Origin of the sequence: Streptomyces sp. NPDC051172, from assembly GCF_040682555.1 — a bacterium.
Lineage (GTDB): Bacteria > Actinomycetota > Actinomycetes > Streptomycetales > Streptomycetaceae > Streptomyces.
This window is the reverse complement of sequence record NZ_JBFBBE010000131.1, coordinates 1-23,896: the sequence shown is the minus strand read 5'-3', so window position 1 is coordinate 23,896 and position 23,896 is coordinate 1. Positions and strand designations below refer to the sequence as shown.

Annotated in this window: 22 protein-coding genes; 9 read left to right on the top strand and 13 right to left on the bottom strand. The window is 69.3% G+C overall.

Annotated features, from left to right (window positions below):
• Positions 1-77: 77 nt before the first annotated feature.
• Positions 78-1,079: a hypothetical protein gene (locus AB0N07_RS42925; protein ID WP_365844965.1), complete on the bottom strand. Its 1,002-nt coding sequence runs from the start codon at positions 1,077-1,079 to the stop codon at positions 78-80.
• 360 nt (positions 1,080-1,439) lie between these two features.
• Positions 1,440-1,940, bottom strand: coding sequence for a hypothetical protein (locus tag AB0N07_RS42920; protein WP_365844961.1), 501 nt, complete (start codon positions 1,938-1,940; stop codon positions 1,440-1,442).
• Between the two features lie 455 nt (positions 1,941-2,395).
• Between AB0N07_RS42920 and AB0N07_RS42915 the strand changes: the two genes are divergently transcribed.
• Positions 2,396-4,615 (top strand): AAA family ATPase, encoded by a 2,220-nt coding sequence (locus tag AB0N07_RS42915; RefSeq protein ID WP_365844959.1) that lies wholly within the window; start codon positions 2,396-2,398, stop codon positions 4,613-4,615.
• Here AB0N07_RS42915 and AB0N07_RS42910 read toward each other — a convergent pair.
• The 4 genes from AB0N07_RS42910 to AB0N07_RS42895 form a co-directional block, all read right to left on the bottom strand.
• Entirely contained in the window at positions 4,593-5,252 is a 660-nt protein-coding gene (locus AB0N07_RS42910) for a hypothetical protein (protein ID WP_365844957.1), read from the bottom strand. The two genes, AB0N07_RS42915 and AB0N07_RS42910, sit on opposite strands and share 23 nt — an antisense overlap.
• Before the next feature lie 82 nt (positions 5,253-5,334).
• Positions 5,335-6,399, bottom strand: coding sequence for an ATP-binding protein (locus AB0N07_RS42905; RefSeq protein WP_365844955.1), 1,065 nt, complete (start codon positions 6,397-6,399; stop codon positions 5,335-5,337).
• On the bottom strand, positions 6,396-8,789 hold the full coding sequence (locus AB0N07_RS42900) for an integrase (protein ID WP_365844953.1): 2,394 nt from the start codon (positions 8,787-8,789) through the stop codon (positions 6,396-6,398). Before AB0N07_RS42900 ends, AB0N07_RS42905 begins: the two co-directional genes overlap by 4 nt.
• A complete protein-coding gene (locus AB0N07_RS42895) occupies positions 8,786-9,445 on the bottom strand; it encodes a TnsA-like heteromeric transposase endonuclease subunit (protein ID WP_365844963.1) in 660 nt (219 codons plus the stop codon). The genes AB0N07_RS42900 and AB0N07_RS42895 overlap by 4 nt, the downstream gene beginning before the upstream one ends.
• Before the next feature lie 468 nt (positions 9,446-9,913).
• Between AB0N07_RS42895 and AB0N07_RS42890 the strand changes: the two genes are divergently transcribed.
• Both AB0N07_RS42890 and AB0N07_RS42885 read left to right on the top strand, forming a co-directional pair.
• Complete coding sequence (locus tag AB0N07_RS42890; RefSeq protein ID WP_365844951.1) at positions 9,914-11,947, top strand: helix-turn-helix transcriptional regulator; 2,034 nt, start codon at positions 9,914-9,916, stop codon at positions 11,945-11,947.
• Between the two features lie 109 nt (positions 11,948-12,056).
• Positions 12,057-12,371: a hypothetical protein gene (locus AB0N07_RS42885; protein ID WP_365844949.1), complete on the top strand. Its 315-nt coding sequence runs from the start codon at positions 12,057-12,059 to the stop codon at positions 12,369-12,371.
• 16 nt (positions 12,372-12,387) lie between these two features.
• On the opposite strand, the gene AB0N07_RS42880 is transcribed toward AB0N07_RS42885, so the two are convergent.
• Together AB0N07_RS42880 and AB0N07_RS42875 are read right to left on the bottom strand one after the other, a co-directional pair.
• Positions 12,388-12,585 (bottom strand): DUF6417 family protein, encoded by a 198-nt coding sequence (locus AB0N07_RS42880; RefSeq protein WP_365844947.1) that lies wholly within the window; start codon positions 12,583-12,585, stop codon positions 12,388-12,390.
• Positions 12,586-12,651: 66 nt separating this feature from the next.
• Positions 12,652-13,710, bottom strand: a complete 1,059-nt coding sequence (locus AB0N07_RS42875; RefSeq protein ID WP_365844946.1) for a TniQ family protein — start codon at positions 13,708-13,710, stop codon at positions 12,652-12,654.
• A 71-nt stretch (positions 13,711-13,781) separates the two neighbouring features.
• Between AB0N07_RS42875 and AB0N07_RS42870 the strand changes: the two genes are divergently transcribed.
• A complete protein-coding gene (locus tag AB0N07_RS42870) occupies positions 13,782-14,360 on the top strand; it encodes a hypothetical protein (protein WP_365844944.1) in 579 nt (192 codons plus the stop codon).
• A 161-nt stretch (positions 14,361-14,521) separates the two neighbouring features.
• On the opposite strand, the gene AB0N07_RS42865 is transcribed toward AB0N07_RS42870, so the two are convergent.
• Positions 14,522-15,076 carry an ATP-binding protein gene (locus AB0N07_RS42865; protein ID WP_365844942.1) on the bottom strand — a complete coding sequence of 185 codons (555 nt, stop codon included), beginning with the start codon at positions 15,074-15,076 and terminating at the stop codon, positions 14,522-14,524.
• Between the two features lie 204 nt (positions 15,077-15,280).
• Between AB0N07_RS42865 and AB0N07_RS42860 the strand changes: the two genes are divergently transcribed.
• Positions 15,281-15,517 carry a DUF397 domain-containing protein gene (locus AB0N07_RS42860; protein WP_365844940.1) on the top strand — a complete coding sequence of 79 codons (237 nt, stop codon included), beginning with the start codon at positions 15,281-15,283 and terminating at the stop codon, positions 15,515-15,517.
• A gap of 88 nt (positions 15,518-15,605) precedes the next feature.
• Entirely contained in the window at positions 15,606-16,520 is a 915-nt protein-coding gene (locus AB0N07_RS42855; protein WP_365844938.1) for a helix-turn-helix transcriptional regulator, read from the top strand.
• Positions 16,521-16,562: 42 nt separating this feature from the next.
• On the opposite strand, the gene AB0N07_RS42850 is transcribed toward AB0N07_RS42855, so the two are convergent.
• The 4 genes from AB0N07_RS42850 to AB0N07_RS42835 all read right to left on the bottom strand — a co-directional run bounded on the left by AB0N07_RS42850 (position 16,563) and on the right by AB0N07_RS42835 (position 19,406).
• Complete coding sequence (locus tag AB0N07_RS42850; protein WP_365844936.1) at positions 16,563-17,366, bottom strand: SAM-dependent methyltransferase; 804 nt, start codon at positions 17,364-17,366, stop codon at positions 16,563-16,565.
• A 100-nt stretch (positions 17,367-17,466) separates the two neighbouring features.
• A complete protein-coding gene (locus AB0N07_RS42845; protein ID WP_365844934.1) occupies positions 17,467-17,946 on the bottom strand; it encodes a hypothetical protein in 480 nt (159 codons plus the stop codon).
• Entirely contained in the window at positions 17,943-18,980 is a 1,038-nt protein-coding gene (locus AB0N07_RS42840; RefSeq protein ID WP_365844932.1) for a helix-turn-helix transcriptional regulator, read from the bottom strand. The genes AB0N07_RS42845 and AB0N07_RS42840 overlap by 4 nt, the downstream gene beginning before the upstream one ends.
• Before the next feature lie 168 nt (positions 18,981-19,148).
• The gene (locus AB0N07_RS42835; protein ID WP_365844930.1) at positions 19,149-19,406 is read right to left on the bottom strand and encodes a hypothetical protein; all 258 of its coding nucleotides are present in this window, start codon (positions 19,404-19,406) and stop codon (positions 19,149-19,151) included.
• 862 nt (positions 19,407-20,268) lie between these two features.
• Here AB0N07_RS42835 and AB0N07_RS42830 point away from each other — a divergent pair.
• From AB0N07_RS42830 to AB0N07_RS42820, 3 genes are read left to right on the top strand one after another with little or no spacing between them, the layout of a single operon-like run.
• On the top strand, positions 20,269-20,865 hold the full coding sequence (locus AB0N07_RS42830; RefSeq protein ID WP_365844928.1) for a helix-turn-helix domain-containing protein: 597 nt from the start codon (positions 20,269-20,271) through the stop codon (positions 20,863-20,865).
• A gap of 25 nt (positions 20,866-20,890) precedes the next feature.
• The gene (locus tag AB0N07_RS42825; protein ID WP_365844926.1) at positions 20,891-22,996 is read left to right on the top strand and encodes a hypothetical protein; all 2,106 of its coding nucleotides are present in this window, start codon (positions 20,891-20,893) and stop codon (positions 22,994-22,996) included.
• Complete coding sequence (locus AB0N07_RS42820; protein WP_365844924.1) at positions 22,996-23,727, top strand: helix-turn-helix domain containing protein; 732 nt, start codon at positions 22,996-22,998, stop codon at positions 23,725-23,727. Before AB0N07_RS42825 ends, AB0N07_RS42820 begins: the two co-directional genes overlap by 1 nt.
• The last annotated feature ends 169 nt before the right edge of the window (positions 23,728-23,896 follow it).

Here is a 23,896-nt window from a genome sequence, read left to right as displayed (position 1 = left end):
CGCGGCCTGCTGACCCGCACCGCCCCCAACACCTACAAACTGATCCTTCCGGACACCTTGACGCTCGCGGGCAATCCTTAACTTCGCGGCATTGGATGATCACGCGGCGGAGCTTGGCGAGCATGTCGGCGAAGGACGGGTCGGTCTTGGTGGTGTACCAGGGGGCCCGTGCGCGGTGGTCGGCGGCGTCGCTGGGATGGTGGCCGTGCAACGCGTACCAGACGACGGTGATCGAGTAGCAGTACAGGCCGAACGGGACGGTGCGGCGGACCGCGTTCTCGGAGCGGTTGCGGGCCTGTCCGACGCCGAGCAGGGTGCGGGCCTCGGCGAAGGTGGTCTCGATGGACCATCGCCAGGCGTATCGGGTGACCAGCGCCGCGGCCGGGGTGTCGAGGTCGGTGGTGACCAGGGCCAGGCCGTAGCCGGTGGTGGTGTCCTGGTCGCGGATCAGGATGACGCGGACGGTCTGGGTGTGGAAGGAGCCGTACCAAAGGCAGCGGACCTCGGCGATCCGGACCTGGTCGGTGCGGCCGTACCGGGCGACGCGCGTGGTCGTGAACGTGGCGGTCGTCGCGAGTTCGGCGGGCGTGCCCAGCCTGTCGCCCTTGAGGCGGGGCCGGCCGCGCTTGTTGGTCGGCGGCGGCGCGAGGTCGAACAGCACGGCGCCGGCCGGGAGCCGGGTGGTGAGGGTGATCGCCTCGGGCAGGTGGCGCAGGGCCCTGCACGTGGTAGGCGGCGTCCGCCACCACGTGCAGGGGCCGGTTCAGGCACACGGCCAGCAGTTTCACCATCGAGGCGGCGAGTTCTACCTTCGACGGTCCGGTCTTCGGCCGCCACAGCCGGGCCATCACCGGCAGGCACACCGGGCGGGTGAGGAACGGCAGTTCCACGACGATCCCGGCCACCACGAAGCACGTTCCGCGCCCGACCGGCTTCGGGCCTTTGGCGGCGCCGTCGTGCTGCCACGCGGCACCGAACACTTTCTTCCCGCTCCGCTTGAACAAGGTGTCGTCGACCGCGACCGTGATCGCCGCGCCTTGCGGCAGCAAGGTTCTGACGATCAGGTGGGCCAGCACGATGCCCAGGATGTCGACGTTCCAGCGCGTCCGGGAGAAGAAGGCGTGGGCCCGGTCGCGGCCAGGCTTGGGCCAGGCCCGCCCCGCTCAGCATCCCGGTCACCGTGCCGGCCCCGGTCTGGGCGACCAGCCCGGTCACCATCGCGGTGAACGTCGCGAACCCCGGCACGGTGAACACGCGCAGCTTCCCCAGCACCGCCAGCAACGACGCGGGCACCACCACACTCGCGGGCATCGGCTTCCCCTCCCCGGGCGCAATCGCCACAACACGATGCTGCCGACGCTCCGGTCCGCCGCGGGCGCGAACAGCCGACCCGTCACCCACCCGGGTGGGAACCGCCTTCGCCTCCCGCGTGCCGACCGCTACCGGCGCGGCCCGAACAGACCACGCCGCCTTGACGGCTGCTCGGGGAAGGCGACCTCGAAGTGGAAACCGTCGTCGCCGACGGCGCGCCGCAACGTCCGCAACACCGCTTCGGGATCGTCGTAGGGGCCGTTGACGAAGAAGGGCTTGCCGTCCCGGCCGAAGCCGATCGGGCTGGTGCCCACAGGTTCGCCGAGCAGCACGGCGGCCTCCGCGAACTCCTCAGCGAGCTCCCCCTCGGGTTCGAACCCGAAGCCGCGCGCGTAGGCGGCGGCCCCGAACACCAGAGCGCGGGCGAGGTCGGCCGGAACCTGCACATGCCCCTCGAAGGCGCTGAAGTAGTGCCCCCGGTGCCCGGCCAGCCGACTCTCACTCATCGGCTCCGGGGCGAGCGCGTTCTTCACCCCCAGACACCACACGTCCAGCAGGAACCCCGCTACCTGCGCCTTCGTGGAGCGCGTGCCATCCGCGGCAATGAGCACCGCAACCAGACCACGCACCTCCTCCGCATCGGAAGCCCCAGGATCAAGGCCCGCCCACTGCGGCGCACCCTCAAGATCCACACTGCGGCTCCAGCCGGCGTTCACCCAGCACCGCGGCCCGCCACGACCCGGCCCCGAGGCCGCGACCGCGCCATTCAGCACCCCGACAACGTCTCCGGCGCTCATCCCCACAGCCCTGGCGATCGCCTTCACCGACCGACCCTGCTGATCAAGCAGCCGCACCCGCGCAACAAGCAACTCATCCACAGCCGCACCCTACGGCCAACGCCAAGCACCCAGGCACCGAACGCCAGCAGTCACACCCACCCGAGCGACCCTGCGAAAACTGCGAAAGTCGAGTTCGCTTCTTCCGCTCGTTCAACTTCGACTACCTCCGCAAGGCCAGCGACACCTTCAAGCCGGACCCCTGGGACGTCCTGGACAGCGACGACCTCAAATACCCCTTCGTCAAGGTGTCCCTCGAGGAAGGGGTCACCACCGTCGTCGGCGCCAACGAATCCGGCAAGAGCCAACTCCTGGCCGCCATCCAGCGTGCACTGACCGGACGGCACATCGAACGCGGCGACTTCTGCCGTTACTCGCAGTTCTTCGCGGTGAACAAGGCCATGGCTTACCCCGACTTCGGCCTGCGGTTCGACCGCCTGCAGCCCAGCGACCGCGAGGCGGTGCTCCAGGCATGCGGGAAAGAGGAAGGCGACGACTTCGACACGTTCCTGATGTTCCGCATCGGCGCCCATCAGCCCGTCGTCTACCTGCCCGAAGGCAGCGGCTGGAGCCTATACCCCGTCGAGGACAGCGGACCGTTGGAGGACATCCTGCCGCGATCGTTCGAGATCGACGCGCACACGGCGCTGCCCCAGAGTGTGCCCGTTGAGCACCTGGCCGGTCGGCAGAGCACCCTACGGACCAGGTCCCGCTCCGCCCGACGTGCTTTCGTTCGGACAATTTTCGACAACGCCGACCTCTTCACCTCTCCCGAGCAACTCGCCACGGTTGCCCCGAACCTGACGACGGCGTTCTCCACCGCGAACCAGCCCGACGAAGGCCACGACAAGCAACTCGCCCTGGCCGAACAGCTCCTGCTGAAGGTCGCGAAGATCGACCGCACGGCGTTCCAGGAGCTCCTCATGGCCGTCGAGGAGGGCAAGGAAGGCTTCGCCAATGGGATCGTCGAACGCATGAACCGGCAGCTGGCCCAGTCGCTGAACTTCCCCAAGTGGTGGACCCAGGACAACCAGTTCCAGCTTCAGATGACCCTGCGCGACCAGGACCTTGTCTTCACCATCAAGGACCGGACCGGCACCGAGTACTCAGCCAATGAACGCAGCCACGGGCTGAAGTACTTCCTCAGCTACTTCATCCAGTACCTGGCCCACGAGCCTCCCGCGTCCGGACAGCGCGAGGTGCTGCTGATGGACGAACCCGACGCCTACCTTTCCGGCAGCGGCCAGCAAGACCTGCTGCGCATCTTCGAAGACTTCGCCTACCCGGCCGACCCCGACCGCCTGGCCTGCCAGGTCGTTTACGTGACGCACTCGCCCTTCCTCATCGACAAAAACCACGGCGAACGCATCCGGGTCCTCGAAAAGGGGGAGGGCGACGAAGGCACCCGCGTCGTACGCAACGCCTCCCGTAACCACTACGAGCCGCTGAGATCGGCCTTCGGCAGCTTCGTCGGCGAGACGACCTTCATCAGCAACTGCAACCTCATGTGCGAGGGGATGTCCGACCAGATCCTGCTGGCCGGCATGTCCACACGCCTGCGCCGCCTGAAGACTTCCTCACTGGAGCACCTCGACCTCAACACGCTTACCCTCGTCCCGGCAGGCTCCGCACCCCACGTCCCCTACCTGGTGTATCTCGCCCGTGGACGCGACGTCGACCGACCGGCCGTCATCGTCCTCCTCGACGGTGACCGCTCCGGTGACGACGCCCGCAAGAAGCTGCGCCGCGGCCCCCACGGGAAACCGCTGATCGACGACGCCCTCGTGCTGCAGCTCAACCAGCTGCCCGCCCAGCTCACCAGCCCCCGCCCGCAGGGCGTGGTGGCCATCGAGGACCTCATCCCGCTTCAGATCGGCGTCGCCGCGGTCAAGCGGTACGCCACCGCCTTCCTTCCCCCAGACGACGCCGAGAAGATCAGCGACCTGCAGGTCGACGACGTGACCTTCGACGGCGACGAGGGAACCCACGACGCGCTGGAAAACGCTGCTGCGCGCAAGTTGGACGGCTTCCATCTGGACAAGGTGGGCCTGGCCCGCAACATCCTCGACGTCCTCACCCACGAGGAGGACGCGCTCGCCGACGCCACCGCCGTCCTCGACAACAACTTCCGTGTCCTGTTCCGCGAATTGGGCAGCCGACAGCGCAAGGCCCTGCGCGAGATCACCACCGAACGCACCACATCCAAGATCAAGCGGCTCAGGAATTCCTCCCTGCTGGACCACCCCGCCAGCGCCACCCGCGAGCAGGCCACCCTCCTGATCGAGGACATCGATGCAAGTCTCGACAACTCCGTGGACGCCGACGACCTTCGAAGCCAGCTCCTCACGGTGCGCCGCACTTTCGCGCTCGACGAGGAGCCACGCGACCCGATCGACGGCTTCGCCGCATTCCAGGAGGCCCTGCAGAAGCTGGCGTACCGACCCGTCAACGCGGCGCAAGAGCCGTGAGCGACGGTGGCGTTGGGGCACGCAGCGCCGCACGCAGCCCCCGCCGGATAGCCGTCCGGAAGACCTCTCCCGTCGTGGTGGCACCGGCGGCCAGGCGCTTGTACTCCGCCTCTGGCGGCCCGTCGCGCGACTGCAGGACGGCGGCGGAGTAGTCGGCCCGCCATTTATGGAGTCGGCGGATGGACTCCTTCGAGGAGGACCAGCATCCCGCACGCACCTGTTCCACGAGAGTCGCCGGCAGGGACAAGGAGAGGCTTTCGGGGTAGGTGCTGACGAGGGCGGCGGGCAGGAGCCCCATGGGTATCTCCTCCCACTCCGCGCCGTTCCAAGACCGGTCCCAGCGCCGGGCGTGCAGTTCCTGGCGTAAGCCGAAGGCAATCAGAAGGTCCCTCTTGTCCAGGAGGCTGCCCCGGCTGCGTAAGACGTCCAGTGCTTGGCGCTGTTCGGCCCGCAGGGTGTCCCGCTGCGCGAGCGTCAGCCCCTTCAGCTGCGCCCGATGGTGCGCCTTTACCTGGTGCGTCCAAGCCTGGTGCCGTTCCAGGCCGCTCGTCAGGGCCAGGCGGGTGCCCAGCGGCACTCGGACGGTCACCTTCGTCTCGCCACTGTCCTCGTCCTCTCCGACGTCGTCGTACTCCACGGCTGTTCTTCCCCTGCTACGTGAACTGTGACCAGAGCCCGCGCCCTGGGCTTCTTGACTGCCCGGGCGGTGGTGAGAGGTGTCAGATGGTGCGGCTGCGGCCGATGGCCAGGGACTCCAGCAGTTCCTCGGTGATGCGCTCCTGCTTGTTCCAGATCGCTTTCTGGGCGCCCTGGCTGACGAGCTGGGACAGGGCCCGCAGGTAGCCCTTGGTGCGGCGGTGCAGGTACTCGTGCAGGTTGGTCAGGTCGTCCGGCTGATGGTGGTGCAGGCACAGGTTCTTGTCGAACTTGCGGACGATCTTCGTGAACAGCTTGTGGCCGTCCGTGTCGTAGCCGATCCGGCTGGTGCGCAGGGTGGCGTAGTCGCCCCAGATCTCCTCGTTGTCGGCCAGGGCGGTCTCCCGGTCCCGGGTCAGGGGATCGACGATGGAACGGGCGGCCCGTCCGGCGAAGAGGAAGGTGGCGCCGGTGCTTTCGCTGATCTCTTCCAGGTAGGCGAACGACTCCTCGGCGTCCGCGCCGGCCCGCAGCTGCTCGATGCCGTCGATGAGGACCAGCAGGGTGGAGCTGTTGCGCATCACGTGGCAGATGGAGCGGGTGGGGTCGGTGCCGCCGTCGTGTTTGAGGCCGAGGAAGGAGGCGAAGGCGGCCGGCCAGTTGCGCCGCCCGCCGCGGGCCAGGGGAGGCACCCGCAGCGCGATCACCGGGATGCGGTTCTCGTCCGGCTCGTACAGGCGGGCGATCTTGTTCTCGTAGTGGCGGCCGATGTACTGCAGAATCTCGGTCTTGCCGGTGCCGCGGGGCCCTTCGATGATGACGCCGGTCTTGCCGTGGATGCGTTCCCGGTTGGCCAGCAGGTGCTCGTGGACGACGACCAGGGCCCGGCCGACGGCGGGGGTGACCACGGTCGGCATCAGGGCGTGATAGCGCAGCCGCAGGTCGTTGTCGGCGACTTCCGCGCCGGGCGGCGGGCTGTCGGCCAGGTCGGGCCGGGCGCGGTCCAGGGCGGCGAAGGTGCGCCAGTTGCTCAGGGTGTTCAGCCATACCGGCCGGGGCGCGGCGAACACCGGCGTGGGGGTGGGGGAGTCGATGAGCAGACGGATGTCGTCGTCTTCGATCTCCTCGATGTCCGGCGGCTGCATCATGGCGTGTCCTCCTGCGGGGGGTTGGTTTCGGCGGGCAGGTCCAGCAGGAGACGCGCGGCGCTGTCGAGGCTGTCGTCCAGGTCACCCAGATCCGCCAGGAGCGAGGGCTCGTCGGCGTCTGCGCCGCCCGGGGCGTGCGACCCGTGGGTGGGCCCGGCGGCGATCTCTTCTTCCGCGGGGGAGGGGGCGGGGGCGTACATGCTCGGCTCGTCGAGATCCAGCACCGTCAACGGCCCCAGCGCATCCAGGTCGAGCGGATCCGCGCCGGCGAACGGATCGAAGGTCGCACCCTCGTCGCCGGAGGCCGGCGCGGGCCAGTGGGCCGATCCCGGCACGGGTCCGTAGCCGTCGGGCAGGCTCACCACGCCGGGCTCGTCCGGGCCGCGTCCTGCCCGTTCCAGCAGGTCGGCCAGGACCTGGGCGATGGCCTCGTCGTCCGTGTGGCGGCCGCCGCGTGCCACGTGCTCGGCGGCGGCTGTGTCCCACAGGTGCTGGGTCCACGGGGCGCCGATCAGGTGCTGGTACTTGAAGACGGCAGTGATCCATTCGCCGGAACGGTGGTCACGCAGCCACACCTGCTCGGGGGTGTAGGGGTTGTAGCGCAGCTCCCACCCGTTCTTCTTCTTTCCCTTCAGCCCCGACGGCTGGTTGCGGACCTCCTCGAGCTCTCCCTTGTAGTTGTCGTAGGTGCGGTTCCTGAACCGGATGCCGTCATCGCGCACGCCGACCCAGGCGGTGGGCAGGAGCTGAAGATAGTCCGCAAAGCCCAGCGGGATGGGGAGGTAACCGGCCGCCTGCACACTGGCGGCATACATCTGATTCGGCGTCAGCGGCGGCAGGTTCGGCTCATACGGGCTGCGCAGCTCCTCGTGCGGCCGCGCCTGCCAGCCCACGGCGATCCATTCCTGCAGCAGATCATCCAGCTCTGACAGCGTCCACAGCCGGTCGGGATCGGTCTCCTTGCCGCGGCGGCTGAAGTCCCGCCCGGTGTAGGAGTTGACATGCTGACTGAACAGCGACTTGATCGACTCGAAGGTCCGCTCGACGATCGCCTTGTCAGTTGGGGTGCGCTTGCGGGCCGGGCGCACCGAGATGCCGAGGTAGGAGCAGGCGTCGAAGAAGGTCTGCCCGGCGAAGACCGTGCCGTGGTCGATCACGATCGTCTCCGGCATGATCACCGGTCGGGCCGCGGCCTGTTCCATCCGCGCGTCGACTTCCAGCAACTCCTCATAGGGCAGGTCCGAACGGGCCGCGGACGCGGCTGCATCGAAGCCGGGCCGCATCGGGGCCGGCACCAGGCACAGCGCCAGCAGCAGCGAGGCGTCCACGGCCTTGGTGGCCCGGCCCGCGCTCGTGTTGGTGCTCAGCAGAGCCCTCGTCTGCTGCCGAGTCCTGCGCCGGCCGGCGGTCTTGGCCCGCAGCACAGCGGCGATGACGCTGCGCGTGTGGACATCGATGGCCGCGGTGAGTTCCACCTGAGTGGCTCGGCCGTCATCGCCCAGCACTTTGACATCCAGGGCGGTGGAGTCGATCTGCACGAGTTCTCCCGGTGCGAGGGCGGTGGTCACCCCGAAGGGCGGCGCGGGACGGTTGAGGCGGTCCTGGCGGCGCCGGGTCGGGTCCCGCAACTGCAGGGCGTCGATGCCCAGCCGCTTCAGCAGCGCATACAGGGTGGGGTCCTTCGGCACCTTCACCGAAGGACCCAGGGTGGCCTTCGCCACCCGCCGCAGCTTCTTGAACAGGGCGCGGGCGTCGGTGGCAGCCTCCTCCTTGGCCTGGCGCTCCTGCAGGGCCAGCAGCAGGTCCACCACCCGTGCATCCGTGCGCCCGTGGACCGTGACCTTGCGGGAGCGCCGTTTGTCGACCAGCCCCCAGATGTCGTCGCGTTTGAAGGCCAGCCGCTTGCGCTGGACCGTTTTCCACGACACCTTCCAGCCCAGGACGGCCCGCAGTTCGGCGGCCTTGCGCTCGTAGCGCTGCACCAGGGTGAAGTGCGCGGGGTCGTAGCCCTCGCGTGGTGTGCTGCCCTCGGGGACCTCCGGCAGCAGGCCGGTGTCGACCTCGATGATGTGCCGACGCCAGGTCCGCGCCTCGCTGGCGCACTCCGGGCTGACCCCCTCCATCATGGACCAGTTGGGCAGCGGATCCGCCGACAACGGCCGGCCCGACCTGTCGAGCACGGCGAAGTCCTCGGCCGCGGCCAGGAACTGAATCAGCACCGCGCACGGGGGTGCTGCGTAGCCCTTGGCGGGTGCCAGGTGCACCGTCGTACCCAACAGGGCCGACACGGTGTAGTGGCTGCCCATCCAGCGCACCTGGTCGCCGGGCGCCAGAATGCCGCGCGGGGCCAGCCCCGTCACCTGCGGCCGTGTGATCGGCGCAGTGCTCATGCCGCCGCCCTGTCCGTCTCCAGCGGGCGGCGCATCGCCGGCGGCATGGGGCCCGAAAGCTTGATCACACTGTCCGGGCCCATCGCCTTGTTCCATTCCATGCCCAGTTCCTGACGCCACAGCAAGTGATACAGGCGGGGCAGCGTCGACAGCCGTGGCAACCCCGTCGCCCGCACTCCTTCCGCCAGCGTGCGGGGCGTGTCGAAGGCGGCCTTCAATGCCTGCTCGACCTCCCGGTCACCGCACCGTGGATGCCGGTAGCGGGAGACCCACCGCAGATTCGCCAAGGCCATCGGCCCGGGAATCCGAGGCATCCCCAGCTCCCAGCCCGCTTCCTCGCAGACCTTGCGCAGTACCTGCTGCTGACGCTGCCAGCGCAGACTCGGCCCACTCACGGGAGGACAGGCAACGACCAGTGTCGTCTCCTGGTCCGTACGCACGAAGAAGTCCGGCACGACACTGCGCTCCCGCCCCCGCGCACGCCACTTGATCTTCGCCGACCATGAAGCGAACTCCGTCACCGCCGGATTGAAGTCCAGCAGCATGGCCACCGTCAGCACATTCATCGACCGGCACCCCACATGCTTGCCGGTCGTGGCAGCCCACCACCAGGTAGCGATGCTCCGTTGCGAAGGATGCCTGACGGGCCGCCACACCTCATCCCGGCGGGTGAGCGGAACTGAACCCGCCTGGCGCGCCGGGACGGTGATGCTCCTGCTGCCGTCCTCGAGCCGATGGACGACGTTCAACACGACAGTCACTGCGGCCCTGTCCTTTCGTGCACGCGCGTACGGATGCGTGCGCAGATCCTCGCCCGCGTATCCGTCAACCTCCCTTCATGGGAGGTGAGTTGACTCTAGTGCCGGGATGGCATCAACAGATCAATTCCCGTCATCCACCAGTCAGCCCGATGACGGCGAACGACACGAGCCAGGTACTCAGGAGCGGCACAGCATCTGGACAGACACACCAGCTTCGGCCGTGCTGCCTCCCGTTGGCGACCTTCTCGGACGATCTTGCGAAGTCGGGCGCACTGAAGCCGTCAGAGGTATCGGTCACACCACAGGATCCGCGATGACCGGAATGCGACGGCCCCACGCCCGGGCCCTGTTCAGATTCCGTGCGTGGCAGAAAAACACGGTGACGAAAACGAGCTCTGCGCACGGGTGGACACCCTCCTCGCCGACCTCTCGGCGCAGCGCATCCCCCTGCCGGTGCCCCGGGAGCGGACACGGCTGCGCAGGGCCGCAGGCCTGTCCACCGGGCAGATAGCCGATGCCCTCGACTGTCGGCCCCAGGACGTCGAGGCATGGGAAACCGGAACACGCGAGCCGCTCACGGCCCGCCGTGCCGCCTACGCACGCCTCCTTGAAGGCCTCACCACCCTGGAGCGACCCGAACAGGACGAACCATCCGCCCGCCAACAGGCTCCCGCCGCACCCGCACCCGCCACGGACAGGCCCGAGCAAACGGCGCTCTTTCCCGCCGCCCACGAGACACCGCCGCCACTACACCGGCTGCCGGCAAGAAAGCCAAGCGTCACCCCCGCGGGCCCGCTGGCCGTCATCGACCACACCGACACCCTCATCGCCCACTTCACGAACGGAACCCGCCTGCCGCTGGACACCGACCACCTCGTCGGCCTGCTGCAGTGGACTCTGGGCAGCGGCCTGCGCCGGGAAAAGCTGACCGCCTACGACCGCGACGGCGACCCGCTCATCGTCCTGACTCCCGCCGCCAGCACCGCTGTGGGCCTGCCCGCTGTGCTCGACGACCGTGTCGGGCTACGGCTGGCCGACTCCCATCCCATCATCACGCAACTGCGGCAGGCGGGTTTCCGCCTCACCCGCCGCGGCTTCGGCCCCTGGCCCCGTGTCTACCGGCCCATCAAGAACAACAAGCGGGCTTCCGTGCAACTGGCCGTTACCGCCTGGGGCGCCTTGTCCCAGGACGGCTGGAACCTTCCGTCGCTGCCGCCCGCCGACCTGGCACGCGTGCTGGGCACCTACACCGACCGGCTGCTGACTCCTCGCGGCTCCACCGCCGTCTGCGGCGAGGAACTCATGACCGCGCTGCGGCCACCGACCCGGCCAGGCCGCGACCCCGACGGTACGGGCTGGATCTCCGCCCCCCACCGCGGCGCCCTGCACGAGCCCCTGGAACCCGCCCCGCCCGAAGCCCCCGATGCCCACCCCCTTGCCCAGGGCCGCCCACCCGAGCAGGCCATGGAGGAAGAAGCCTGGGACTGGAGCCGCCCGCCCACCGAGCAGGAGAGCACCGACTTCCCCCACATCGTCGGACTCGACACTAATCTCGCCTTCGTCGCCTCCGCCTCCGGCGCATCTGTCGGCCTCAACGCCTCGCCCCGCCACGTCATCGCGCCCGCCTTCGACAAGAAGGTCCCCGGCTGCTGGTACTGCGACCTCACCCGCGCCCCCCTCGACCCGCGCCTGCCCTCACCCTTCACCGCCACCGGCGAAGCCCCCACCGGACCCGCCTGGTACGCCACCCCCACCCTCGCCTACGCCCAGGAACTCGGCATGGACGTGAAGCCGATCGAGGCCTACCTGCGCGACGACCACGGCCCCTACCTCACCCCCTGGTACGAACGACTGCGAGACGCCTACCTCGCCACCATGGCCGACCTCGGCGTGCACCAGAAGATCTCCCAGGCCGACTACCTGACCGCCATGAAAACCCTCGCCACGGCCGATCCCGCCCTGCTCGGCCTGCTCGCGGCCATCAAGGCCACCGGCAAGGGCGGCCTGGGCAAACTGCGTGAGGGACCCCGCGAGATCACAGCCCCCTACACGCGCTGGCCCGCCCTGGACAAGCCCACCTGGCGCCCCGACATCCGTGCCGCCGTCGTCTCCCGCACCCGCGTCAACCTGCACCGCAAAATGCGCAAGATGGCCGAGGAGACCGGCCGCTACCCCCTCGCCGTCCTCTCCGACTGCGCGCTCTACCCGGCCCGCACCCCCACCGCCCTCGATGTCGTCCCCTCAGGACCCGACGAGCAAGGCATGCCCGGATGCCTGCGCCTGGGCGTCAACCCCGGCTTGGCCAAGGAGGAAGGCGTCCAGACCATGGTCTGGTACCAGCACCAGCACGCCCAGGGCCTCAACCCGGCCCGCTACATCAAAGACTCCACCGCCTGACCGGGGCCGGGGCCCCGCGCCTCGACAGCCGTACACAGTCGGAAGGCGCGAAAGTGCCGCGGCTGCACAATCTGCGGCATGATGCCCACCCACAATCCGAGGGGGAGTCGTGAGATCACGCCTGCACTGGATCCACCGCAAGGGCCAGCACGTGACGGTGGAACGCAATCCGACCTACATGGGCGAGATCTTCGCCAAGTTCCTCGTCTTGGCCTTCGTTCTTGCCTTCCCTGCCCGACTTCTGCACTGGGACAGCTGGACCGCCGTGGCCGGAGCCAGCCTCTACCTCTTCTGGGAACTCGTACGGGTCAGCGATGCTCTGGGTGAACTTGCCACCCTCTGGAACGAGCAGTACCTCACGCAGCAGGAGACCGAACGCGCCGAGTACCTCCGCAAGAAGCGGGAGCAGCGGGGCGAGCAGTGAACCCCCATCGATGCCGTCACCCCTCCTGTGACGGCACGCGGGCCGCCAGCTCCGCGGCGAAGCGCCGGGCCTGTGCACTCCAGTCGTGATCGGCTGCGCCGAAGTGGTGCAGTACATCCAGCAGTTCGTGTGCCTCCGACAGGGTGAACAAGGCCAGGCGCGGTTCGGTCAGTTCCGGCATCAGGCAGTCGGCGTCGAGGAGATCGTCGTCCATGTGGGGCCAACGCGGGACGGGCGAGCACGGTTACGGGCCTGCCACCCGCCTGGCCATCCCGCCCGGTCAGCCCCAGGACGTGCTGGTCATGGGTGAGCCCAGCCGCCACGGCAGGCACGACGCCTGCTCCAGTGGCCCGTGCAGGGGAATCGTCCGATGCGGCTCCAGCAGCGGCAACGGGACACTGCGCGGCACTGCCCGCTCCTCCTGCTGCGCAAGCCGCGTCACGACCGGCACCGTATTGCGGTGCGCCATCAGCCATGCCTCCAGCCCGCGATGCCCGCCGTCGGCCATCTCCTCGCGCATACCGAGCCGTTCACCCACCCACGCCGTCCAGCGGCCCGTCGACCAGCCTGCCGGGCCGCCCGCGAAACTGCGGCCCACCGCGCGCTGGCGCTCGCGCACCGCCATCGCCTCCGCCACGCTGACCGCTTCCGGATACACCACCAGCGGTACCGCCCACAGCGCCGAACGATCCACCCCCAAGATCTCCTGCCGCTTGTGCCACACCCCCCGCCAGGCCATCTGCCGGCAGTGCCACCAATACACCGCCACCTGCTGCGCGTCCGCCATCAGTGCCCGCGTATACGGGCCCGTGCGGCGCTCCAGCCGTACCCGCCGCACGTGGGCATCCACGACCTCGGGCAGGTGCTCCAGCCCGATCTGAAAGTGTTCCTGGGCCGTCGCGGTCCACCGCCCGTGGCGGATACACACCGCCCAGTGTTCCGAGGGGACGCGCCACACCGGCCGCTCGCTGCGTCCCGCCGCACACAGCGCACAGGCCGGCACTGGCAATTGCCCTTCCGGCCAGGGCTCGATCTGTACCTGATGGCGTGCCCGGGCGCTGATCCTGCTGTCTTTCAACGACACCAGCGCCTGAGCCAGTTGCTCCACCGGCCGCCCGCTGGCCTCCGCCAGCCGCTGGCGCGCCACCGGCCCCAGACGTACTTCCTCCGTTCTCGGGTCCGCCGACCTGATGGTTCTTGGCGCGCCGATGTGCTGGGCCAGCTCCTCAAAGGACATCCCGTTGCGTTCCGCCAGCCGCCACAGATACGACGCGACCGTCTCTCCCCGTACCATCACCGCACGCTTCGGCAGCGGCGCGACCGGCTCGTCGATCCCCATCCGGCGATCGTGCCAGCGCCGGCCGGCAGCACCGAACAAACAGGCCACCCCCGCGACGAAAGCCGCCTGCCTTGTCTCTGCGTCTGAGCGCCGACACCGTCCAAGAAGCCCTCGACCGGGCCGACTCCCGCCACTGGACGCGCACGCCGCCCCGTTCCACACGCGCCCGGCTGACCTACCTCCTCAAACAGAGCCGACACGACACGACCACCCTTGCCCCACTGCTCCAGGCGAACCCCGCAGATCTCAACGCGCTACGCGAGACCGGGCAGATACCGGCTGACCATCCGCTGCACCAGAGCGTGGAACGCGAAGTCATCCGCCGCTGGCAGCCCCACGTCCGCCGCCGCGCACATGCCGCCATCCTCGCCAACGGCGGCCAGATGATGCTCAGCTTCCGCGCCTGGCTGGGATTCACCGCAGCCGCAGGTTCAAGCGACGACCCCCGCCTGCGTTTTCTGACCCTCAGCCTCCAATCGCCCTACCCGGAGAGCCTGTTCACCGCCCAGCACCAGGGGGCCTCAGAAGCGGAACTACGTGCCATCCTCAGCGACGCTCTCGGCGCCTGCTACTTCCATCGCAACCGGCCGGCACAGACGAGCCAAACCGTGAGCGTGGAACGCATCGACTACCTCGAGTTCTACTACTGAGCCGGTCGTCGAACCGAACCTCTGCCTTCGGCTTCGGTTCCTGATCGTTGAAGCCGCCCATCGACGTGTCCGTGCACGGCCTTCATTCACCTGCACGGACCGCCTGACGTGTATCTCTCGGCCAGCCCCACTGAACTCACTGGGGATCCGCCGCCGCGAGGTCATGCCGCTGGCAGCGCCACGCGCGCCCAGACGGACTTTCCCTGGGCTTGGGGGGCTGTGGTCCAGCCCCAGGTGTTGCTGAGGGCGTTCACGATGGGCAGTCCGCGGTGGTGTTCCGCCCATGGCTGAGGAGCGGTGAGCCTGGGGCTGAGTTGGCTGGGGTCGCGCACGACGCACAGCAGAGTGCGCGGACGCAGAGTGAAAGCCAGCCATACCTCCGCTTGTTCACCATCGGCCGTGGCTGTGTCGGGCTGGCCGTGGCGGACGGCGTTGGCGACAAGCTCGGAGGCGATCTGGACTGCGTCGTCGCAGATGCTGTGCAGGTTCCAGCGGCGCACGGTCTGCCGGGTGAACTGCCGCGCAATGTAGCAGCAGTGGCGGGAGGCGACGGGAATACGGCGGGCGACGAAGGGCGTGCTGCCCAGGCCCGAACGGACGGCGAGGTTGGGCGTGGAAGCCAGCGGCTCGCCGAGGAACAGCAGATGCCGTCTTCGGCTGTCGCGCGCGGCAGACGTGGACTGTGGCTGGAATGTGCCCTCGCGTCGTGGCGTCATCGTCCGTCCCCCGGAACTGGTGCCGTGCTTGATGGCACGACGTGCCGTCGTACCCGTCACTATTCCGGCCCGCTCCTCGTTCCTGCAAGCGCGGCTCTGCAATTGCAGAGCCCAGATATTCGTACAGACAGTCGGCCCGGCAGCCGGTCACGACCGGCAAGAGCCAGCCGGCGTCGGGTACGATTCGGAGGGGCACGGTGAGAAATGCAGCGGGTGGAAAACGGTGTCAGCGCAGGCGCGATCGAAGGGGCACGCTGGCATAAGAGCCGCCACAGCGGCGGAAACGGCAACTGCGTAGAAGTCGCCCCTCTTTCCAGTGGGCAGGTGGCGATGCGCAATTCCCGGTTCCCCAACGGCCCCGCCCTCGTCTACACGCGCGAGGAGATCGAGGCCTTCCTGGGTGGAGTCAAGGACGGCGAGTTCGACTTCACCCTCTCGTGACCGACAGTAGAGATATGGCCACTCACTGACAGAGCCGAGTTCCGGCTGCCATACTCAGGCCTCTCAACAGTCCCATAGGAGTGCCCGTATGGCAGCCGACCGCCAGGCGCCGTCGATCCTCGGATTCCCGCACCGCCCGGAGTGGGGGCCGGCAGCCCACCGCAAGGCGCTCGCCGGGCACCTGCGCCGCTGCCGAGACCACGCAGGGATCGCGCCCCGGCAGGCCGCCCGGTGCATCCACACCTCCGAAGCGACGATCAGCCGCATGGAAACCGGCCGGACAGCCTTCAAACCCGCTGAGGTCGAACGGCTCCTGGACGCCTACCACGTGAGCGATCCGCTCGAGCGCGCCAGGATCGCCGACCTGGTCCACGAAGCGGCCAAACCGGAGGTGTGGCAGCCCTACGCCAATGCGGCACCGCCGCCCCTGCGTCCACTGCTGGCCATGGAACCGGCCGCCCGCCGCATCATCTCCTACGAACCCCAACTGGTGCCGGGCTGGCTGCAGACCCAGGAGTACGCCGAGACCGTGATCCGGGCCGTCCACCCCACAAAGCCGGCCAGGGAAATCACCGAACGCGCGGCCCTGCGCATGCGGCGCATCGAAATGCTGCGCCGCGCCGAGACACCGCCGGTCCTGCTGGCGGTAATGGACTCCGAGGTGTTCCGCCGCCAAGTCGGCACACCCGGCGTGATGTACCGGCAGATCAAGCATCTGCTCGCACTGCTGGAGGAACTGCCCTATCAGCTCCATCTCCAGATCGCCCCGCTGAGCGTGGGCGCCGCCGGGGCCATCGGGCACCCCGTCGTACACCTGCGGTTCTTCACCCCGGAATACCTGCCCGACATGGTCTACCTCGAGCAGTACGAAGGAGCCGTCTACCGGGAGAAGCCCTCGGATTCCGAGCGCTACCAGGCCATCCTGAACAACCTGTGCGGCGTGGCCAACCCGGCCGAGCAGACACCGGCGCTGCTGGAACAGGCACTGGCTTCCTGGCGCTGACACCCCGCGCGCGGCAGGACAGCCCCCGCGTCGGCGCGGGGCTCAGCGCCTCACGAAGCCCACCCCGCCGTACTCCTCCCATTCCCAGCTGAGCTGGGCGGGCACGTCGTCCGGGCGGGAACGCCATGTGGAGACCTCCACCAGGCCCGGTTCGATCACATCCAGAGGTGCGCAGAAGTCGGCCACGTCCTTCTTCTCCCGCACCCGGCCCCAGTGGCCCTGGGTCTGCTCGTCCATGAAACGGCTGACGAAGTCACGGACCCGGGCGGATTCGCTGACCAGCTGGCAGACCACCATCATGCTGCCGGGCGGCAGCCGGCCCGCGACCCGGGCGATGAGCTCCGCCGGCCGGTCGCGGTCCGGGATGCAGTGCAGTACCGACACGAACAGCGCCGCCACAGGCTGGTTGGGGTCAATGAGCCGGCGCACCGGTTCGCTGGAGAAGATCTTGTCGGTCTCCCGCATGTCTGCCTGGAGTACCGCGGTGTTCTCATTGCTCGCCAGCAGCACACCGCCGATCGTGCGGACAATGGGATCGTTGTCGATGTAGACCACGCGGCTGGCAGCATCCACCCGCTGGGCGATCTCGTGGACGTTGTCCTGCGTGGGCAGCCCCGAACCGTGGTCGATGAACTGCCGGATGCCGTACTCAGCCGCGAGCACCTGCACCACACGGCGCAGGAACTCCCGGTTGTTCAGAGCCAGTTCCCGCATGCTGGGCACGTGCTGGAGCAGCTCTTCGCAGGCCGCGCGGTCCGCGGGGTAGTTGTCCTGGCCGCCCAGGAGGCTGTCGTACATGCGGGCCACACTCGGAATCGTGACGTCCACCCCGTACGGCAAGCTCACGCCTGTTCCCCTCCTGCCCCCACGCGCCTCCAGGGCGTGCTCCCCTATCGACGGAGTGTAGGGACAGATCGCGGCGGCACGCTGGCCAACGACCGGAAACTCACTCCTGCGGGGAGCGCGTCGGCAGAGTGGGAAGGTCGCCCGGGCGTACCCCGAGCACCTCGGCGATGCGCTCGGGGCTCAGCCGCATCTGCTCGTGCAGAAAATGCGCATCGTGCTGCAGCGTCTGGACAACCTGGCTGGCCGGGACGGCGGTTGGACCATGCCCCAGGGCGCGGTCGACGTGGTCGTGCAGAATGCGCCAGGCTACGGCGGCGGGGCCGGCGCCGCCCAGGATCGCCGTCCAGGACACCGCCAGCTCGGTGAACGCCGCGACGACGGCCGTCTCGGCCGCGGCACTCCGGCCGATGCGCAGCGCCGCGTACTGCAGGTACGGCTCGTAGTGGCGTTCACGGAAGGCCGTATAGGCCGCCAGCGCCGTGCGCTGGGCGCGATCCTGTGATGGGCGCAGCCGGGCGTGCGGCCCTGTGGTGACCGCTGCCGGCTCCGGGCAGCGGTCAGCAGGGCGGGGCCCGTTCACGGCTCCTCTTCCGGCACGAAGATGTGCGCTCTGCCTTCCGGCAGGCGGGGATCGTCGCACATCAGGAAGGTGTAGTGCACTGCTTCCCACAACGGCTTGAAATCGAGCGGACGGCCCCCGAGCGCGCACACGAGGGCGGCCAGCACCTCCCATTCCGGCACGTCGATACCCGCCAGGACACGGCGCGCCTGCAGCGCGCTCACCGTTTTCGCACTGAGGCGCTCAATCCGTTCCGCGGGAGGGGACTTGGCCGCCAGGTACAGCCCGCGTACCGCAGCGTGCAACTGCGCGATGGCGGCAGCAACGGGCTGGCGCCCGTGCGCCGTCATGCCGTGGGCCGCTTCGAACAGCACGCGCAGTTCGGCCGGGTCAGCACCGAAGAGGATCGCCAGCGAGCACGTCAGGTCCCAGGTGGGCAGCCGGTCTCCCGACAGGACGCGGGAGATGAACGACGGCGAGAGCATCGTGGAGTCGGCCACTTCCCGGATCGTCAGGCCGCTGGCCGTCTGCAGTTGCTCCAGCGCCGACGCCAGCTGGCTGGCGGGGGAGACCACTTCGCCGCCAAGGTCTCCGACCGTGTCCTCCGGCCCGTCGGCGGGCCGGGCAGTCTGCAAGCCACGCCACCGAGCAGGGGCGGCCCGTTTCTCGTTGGCATGGAGGTCCATCATCCGGGCCACCCGCTCGGGCCCCCACCGCGCCCGCGCTGTCTCCGGAGCTACGTGTGCGGCCCTGGCCACCGATTCCCATTTCTCACCCCGGTGGCGGGCGTCCTGCACCGCAGCCGCGGTATAGATATCCAGCTCCCGACGGATTGCTTCGGCTCTCTCCAAAAGCGTGCCGAGCTCCTCCTGGCGCATCTCGCTGTCCAGCAACTGCTGTGCCAGCCTGCGAACCTCGGCCGCCACCGCGGCGCCGACAGGCCCCTGCATGGCGACGACCGGAGCCTTGCGTACCTGCCGGTTGCGCTGGGCCCGCCGACGGCAGGCGGTGCTGCAATAGCGGCGACGCCGCCCGGCCCCGGTGTTCTGCACCATCGGGCCCTCACAAACCGGACACCGCTCCGGCTGCGACGGATCAGTAGGCACCTTCGAAATCCCTCTCCTGTATCCCGCACGGGCGGGCCGCACCCGCCGGCGCTTCCGAACACCGGGCTCCGGGTGGCCGGCGGCGGCTTTCGCAGGCCGGCCACCCGGAGCGGCCGATCAGTCCCGTCGGGCCCAGAGGAATTCGATCCGCGAGGTGCGCGCTGCCCCCGCCGCGACAGCGGCGAACGCCACGCATGCGGCAGCGGGCCATTGCCCCGCGGACGGCAGGACAAAGGACAAAGCCAGCACCACCACGGGGCCCAAGCCGACCGTGACAGCCAGGGCACGCAAGCGTGCGTAATACCGGCCGGGATTGCTACCGTCCAGACGCGTCCCGGACACCACGGTGCCCTGGACGACATTGGGGTCAGTCATCGTTCTCCCTTTGCAGAATTGACGGCTGGTCAAAATGCGGAGGGGTCCTGGTCTGTTGGTGCCATCCTTTGGGCCAGGGCCCCTATCTCGCCGTGACCTTAGCGTGCTCATGGATCGCACGGCCAATAGAGTGAGGCCTTAACGGAAGATCCAGCCGCATTGATGTGCGAAACAACTCTGGAAAGCAAGGATCTGCTCGAATAAGCCTGCCCGAAACCGAAAGACAGTTATACGTGATCGAAATTGATCGCTTCTGCCTGCAAGGTTTCTGATGCACTGTTTACCGGCGCGTGAAAAATCAGATAGGGTACACACCGGCGCGCCCGCGGGCGCGCGCCCGCCCCCGTTGTCTCCAGTACCCGGCTGTGGCGTCCGGCGGGCAGGGGGGGAACTCTGGCGAAGGGCCGTTCGGTGCGTCGTGCGGGCCGACCGCGACGCGGTCAGCCACGACAGCAGCCACCGCCCGGGCACCAGTCGGTGGGCGAGCGGCTGGGCGAGCCCTGCGTCCCCGCACTGCCGGTTCTCCGTCGCCGCCCCCATTGCGGCAGGGGGGCGGCGACGGGGGCGCCAGCGAGCTGCTCTGGGGCGACGAGGCTCGCGCCGTCGAACCAGGCACCCGCTCGTCCTGGCCGACACCACAGGCCCAGCTGGGTGCCGTGCTCTCCCTGGCATCGCCGCCATCACGGCGCGGCCGCAAGGGGCCCAGTGACAGGACCCGCAGGCCGTAACGACAACTGCGGAGCGGCCAGGCCGAGCCGGCCAGGCGCACGTTCTGCAGCCCTGCCGTTAGTGGTTTGACGTCCCCTCACTCACTGGGTAACGTACATGCCGAATCAGATATCAGATGAGGGATGGAGGAGGGGTGCTGCTGACGACCGGGCAGGCAGCCGAAGAACTCGGTTGTGCCGTCACGACGTTCAGGCGTCTGGTGCGGGCCGGACTGCTTCCTGGGCTCTCCCGCCGCGGAGTGCGGGTCATGATTCCCCTCAGCGCGGTCCAGGCCCTGAGCGCACGCCGCACTGCCCCGCTGCAGCAACTGGACACCGGGGAGATCGCCGTCCTGCGCGTGGACACCGCCCAGCCCTCCGACGACCCCGACCGCGACTGGATCGGCTTCGCAGCCAGCCTCACCCCCGATGCCCTCATCAAGGCGCTGCGGGGCTGGTGGCGGTGCGACGCGGCGAGCATCGCAGCCGGGGGAGTGCTCCCGGTCACCTTGTCCGGCTACGTGGTAGCCGTGCTGACCGGGCTCGAGCGGTGGGAGAAGAATGCCGAGGGCCGCCACGCTTTCCCCGATGCGCGCCTGGCCGGATACGTCACCGACCTCGCCGCCCCGCATACAGTGATCACCTCTGGCCTGGACGGCGACCGCAGGCTCGCCGGACTTCTCCTGGGTACCCGGCTCGCCTCTCAATCGGGCGGGGCCATCGCCTACGTCACCACGCACACCGCCGACTGAAACCGGCCGGACAAGGAAGCCCCCGATGTACGCCCAGAGCTACAGCGCCGCGCTCACCGAGCTGCGGACCGTGCGGGATGCGATCAAAAAGGCCCGGGCGGAACTGATGAGACTGGAGAGCGACCGGGACAGGCGGGTCGTCCAGTTGGCAGCCTACGAGAAGGCGAAGGCGGAGCGGATCGCCCCGGCGTCCGGGCTGAGCGTGGCCGACGTCGTCACCCTGGCCCCGGCACTGGCCCCCGACCGCCTGGCAGCGGACAGCGCCACCGCGCCGCAGCCCCCGGCTCCCGAGGCGATCACGACGCAGGCCGCCGACGAGACCGGCCCCACGCCGGCCCCGCAGCCGGGAGCCGCGGCGCCCGCGAAGAGCACCGAACGTCCCCGCCCTGCTTCACCAGCCCCGGCCGAAGCCACAGCCCCGGCTCCGCCTGCAGAACCCCAGACGCCACGCAGCCTGCCCGCCATTGCCGAAGGCACCGCAGGCGATGCCTGGTTCACCCACACGCCCGGCCTGGCGTCCACCCGGCCGAACTTCACCCAGCAGGCCCGCTCCACCGTCTTCCTCGACACCAGCACTGGCATCCTGGTTCACCGCAGCGAGACCCACCGCCTGGACCTTGGCGCCGCCTCCGCCGCGGACATCCTCAGCGCCGTCTTCCATACCCTCCCCGAGGGCGTGGAGCGGATCTACATCACCTCCGGCGACCCCTGGCACCGCGACGCCGACCGCTACCCCTACCTGCGCGACGCGGTCGCCGCCTGGCTGAACGCGCCCACACCGGGCTGGCGCACCGACACCGGCCGCGGCCGCGACCGGATGGCCGGGCATTTCGTCCACGCCCGCAACCCCGTCGGCCGCTACCAGCGCGAGAACGGCGACAGCCACGTGGAGATCCGCTCGGTGGGGGAGTGGTTCGACGTCGACGGAGACGACCCGCCCACCGTCCGCGACGCGTTCGTGCTGCTGTGGCAGGCCCTGCGCCGCCACTGGAACGACGCCGTCCTCATGGGCTCCCCCTCGCAGACCGGCCGCGACCTGTGGACGCGCACCATCCCCACCCGCGGCCAATACGCCGACGGCTTCCCTGTGCTGTCGGAGGAACTGCGCGGCCTGCTGCACGCCACCGCCGGACAGGGACGCAACGAACTGCTCACCCCGCCCCGCGTTCCCGAGCAGCTGCCCCAACTCGTCGAGTACGACCGCACCTTCGCCTACGCCAAGCACACCTGGAAGTCCCCGGTCGGCACCCCCCGCCGCGTCACCGCCCAAACCTTCGCCGCCTGGAGCGAGAAGGAACAGATGCGCGCCCTGTACGGGTGCGGGCACTGGCAGGTACGCGTGAGGGTCCCCGACACCTGGAACCACGTCGGCCTGCTGCCCGCCCCCGCCCCCGGCGACCGCGCCTGGCACTACCCGGCCACACCCGGCGCCACCTTCACGACCTGGGCAGGCGGTCCCGAAATCCACACCGCCCTGACCAACCCCTTGACGCCATGGAAGATCGAGATCCTCGACGGCATCCTCTGGGAAGACGGCAAACCCCTCGACGACTGGGCCAAGAAACTCAAAGAGACCTGGAGTAACCTCTCCGCCCAGGCCCACTTCCAGGGCAACCCCCAGCAGGCCCGCGCCGCGCACCTCGCCTCCCGCGCGGTGCGCGCCATCCTGCTGTACGGCATCGGTTCCTTCGCCCAGCGCCCCCGCATGGTCACCGGCACCACCCCCCGCAGCATGGAACGTGAGGTACCGCCGGACGCCGAAATCATCGGCTTCGACGACGAACTGATCACCTGGCAAAAACCCACCGGCTTCGCCCGCGACCCCAACGCGCACCCCGAATGGGCCGCCGCCATCTGGTCCGGCGCCCGCGCCGCCCTGCTCACCCAGCGCCACCGCGACGAGGACACCTACGCCGGCGCCCTGCACACCCCGCCCGGCAGCGTCATCGCCTTCCGTACCGACGCCCTCTACCTCACCCAGCCCCACAACTGGCCTCACCACCACCAGCCCGGCGACTACCTCCTGCGTGGACAGCTCACCGGTCCTCTGGCGGCGCCCACCACCGAGGAAGAGCTCCTGACGCTGCGCAACGCCGGGCGCGCCGCCCTCACCGCCAGTCAGGAGACCTGATGCCTCCCCGCACCCGCCCCAACCGCCCCAGAAGGCGAGGGGAGTTGAACGAGGCGGCCCGCCTCGCCGACCGGCTCCAACAGGCCGGCTACACCAAACGCGACATCGCCCGCATCATCAACCGTGACCCCTCCCTGGTCTCGCAGTTCTACACCAGGAACAAGGGCGCGGCCTTCGTCACCGCCCTGCGTGAAGTCCTCACTGCCGTTGAGGCCGCAGGCATCACCGACCTGCCCGAACTCGCTGCCATTGCCGCCCGCCACACCCGCCGCCGCACCACCGTCTCCGGTGCCCGTGCCCGTGTCCGCGGCAAAGCCGTCCTGATCACCCCCACCGGCTCCGGAACCGGCCGCGTCGGCGCCCAGGCCATCGCCTCCGGCTCCGCCCGCCTGCGCCCCCTGATCGCCGAAGCCGCCCGCCTCGGGCTGCGCCTGGCCTTCACCGTCCGCCTGGCCAGGAGCGCGTATGTGCATCCCTCGGGCAGCCGCACCGACTCACCCGGCATCCGCCGCGAGGTCACCCAGCGCGCCGACCACACCGAGGAACGCTCCTACGGCTCCGCCCAGACGGGAGGTTTCGACGCCGCCGACTTCGCCCGCCGGGTTGATGCCGCCGGCGGCGACGTCACCGCCGCCATCCATCAATGGCTCGTGGAGACCGGCCGGATCCACGCCGACGCGCAGATCGTCCACCTGGAGGTGCGCACCTGGCGGCCCGCGCCGTCTCACTGAAGCCGAGACGCCCGCAGCTCCTGATATCCCCTGAAGGCCCGGTCGCCGCTGTCTGCAGTGCGCATGATGTGCCGGGGCATTGTCAACTTGAGCTGGCGGCGTGGGGGCTGGGATGATCGTCGGTTTTGTTGATCACCCGGGAGGGGCTGGCCGTGGAGGCTGATGCGGC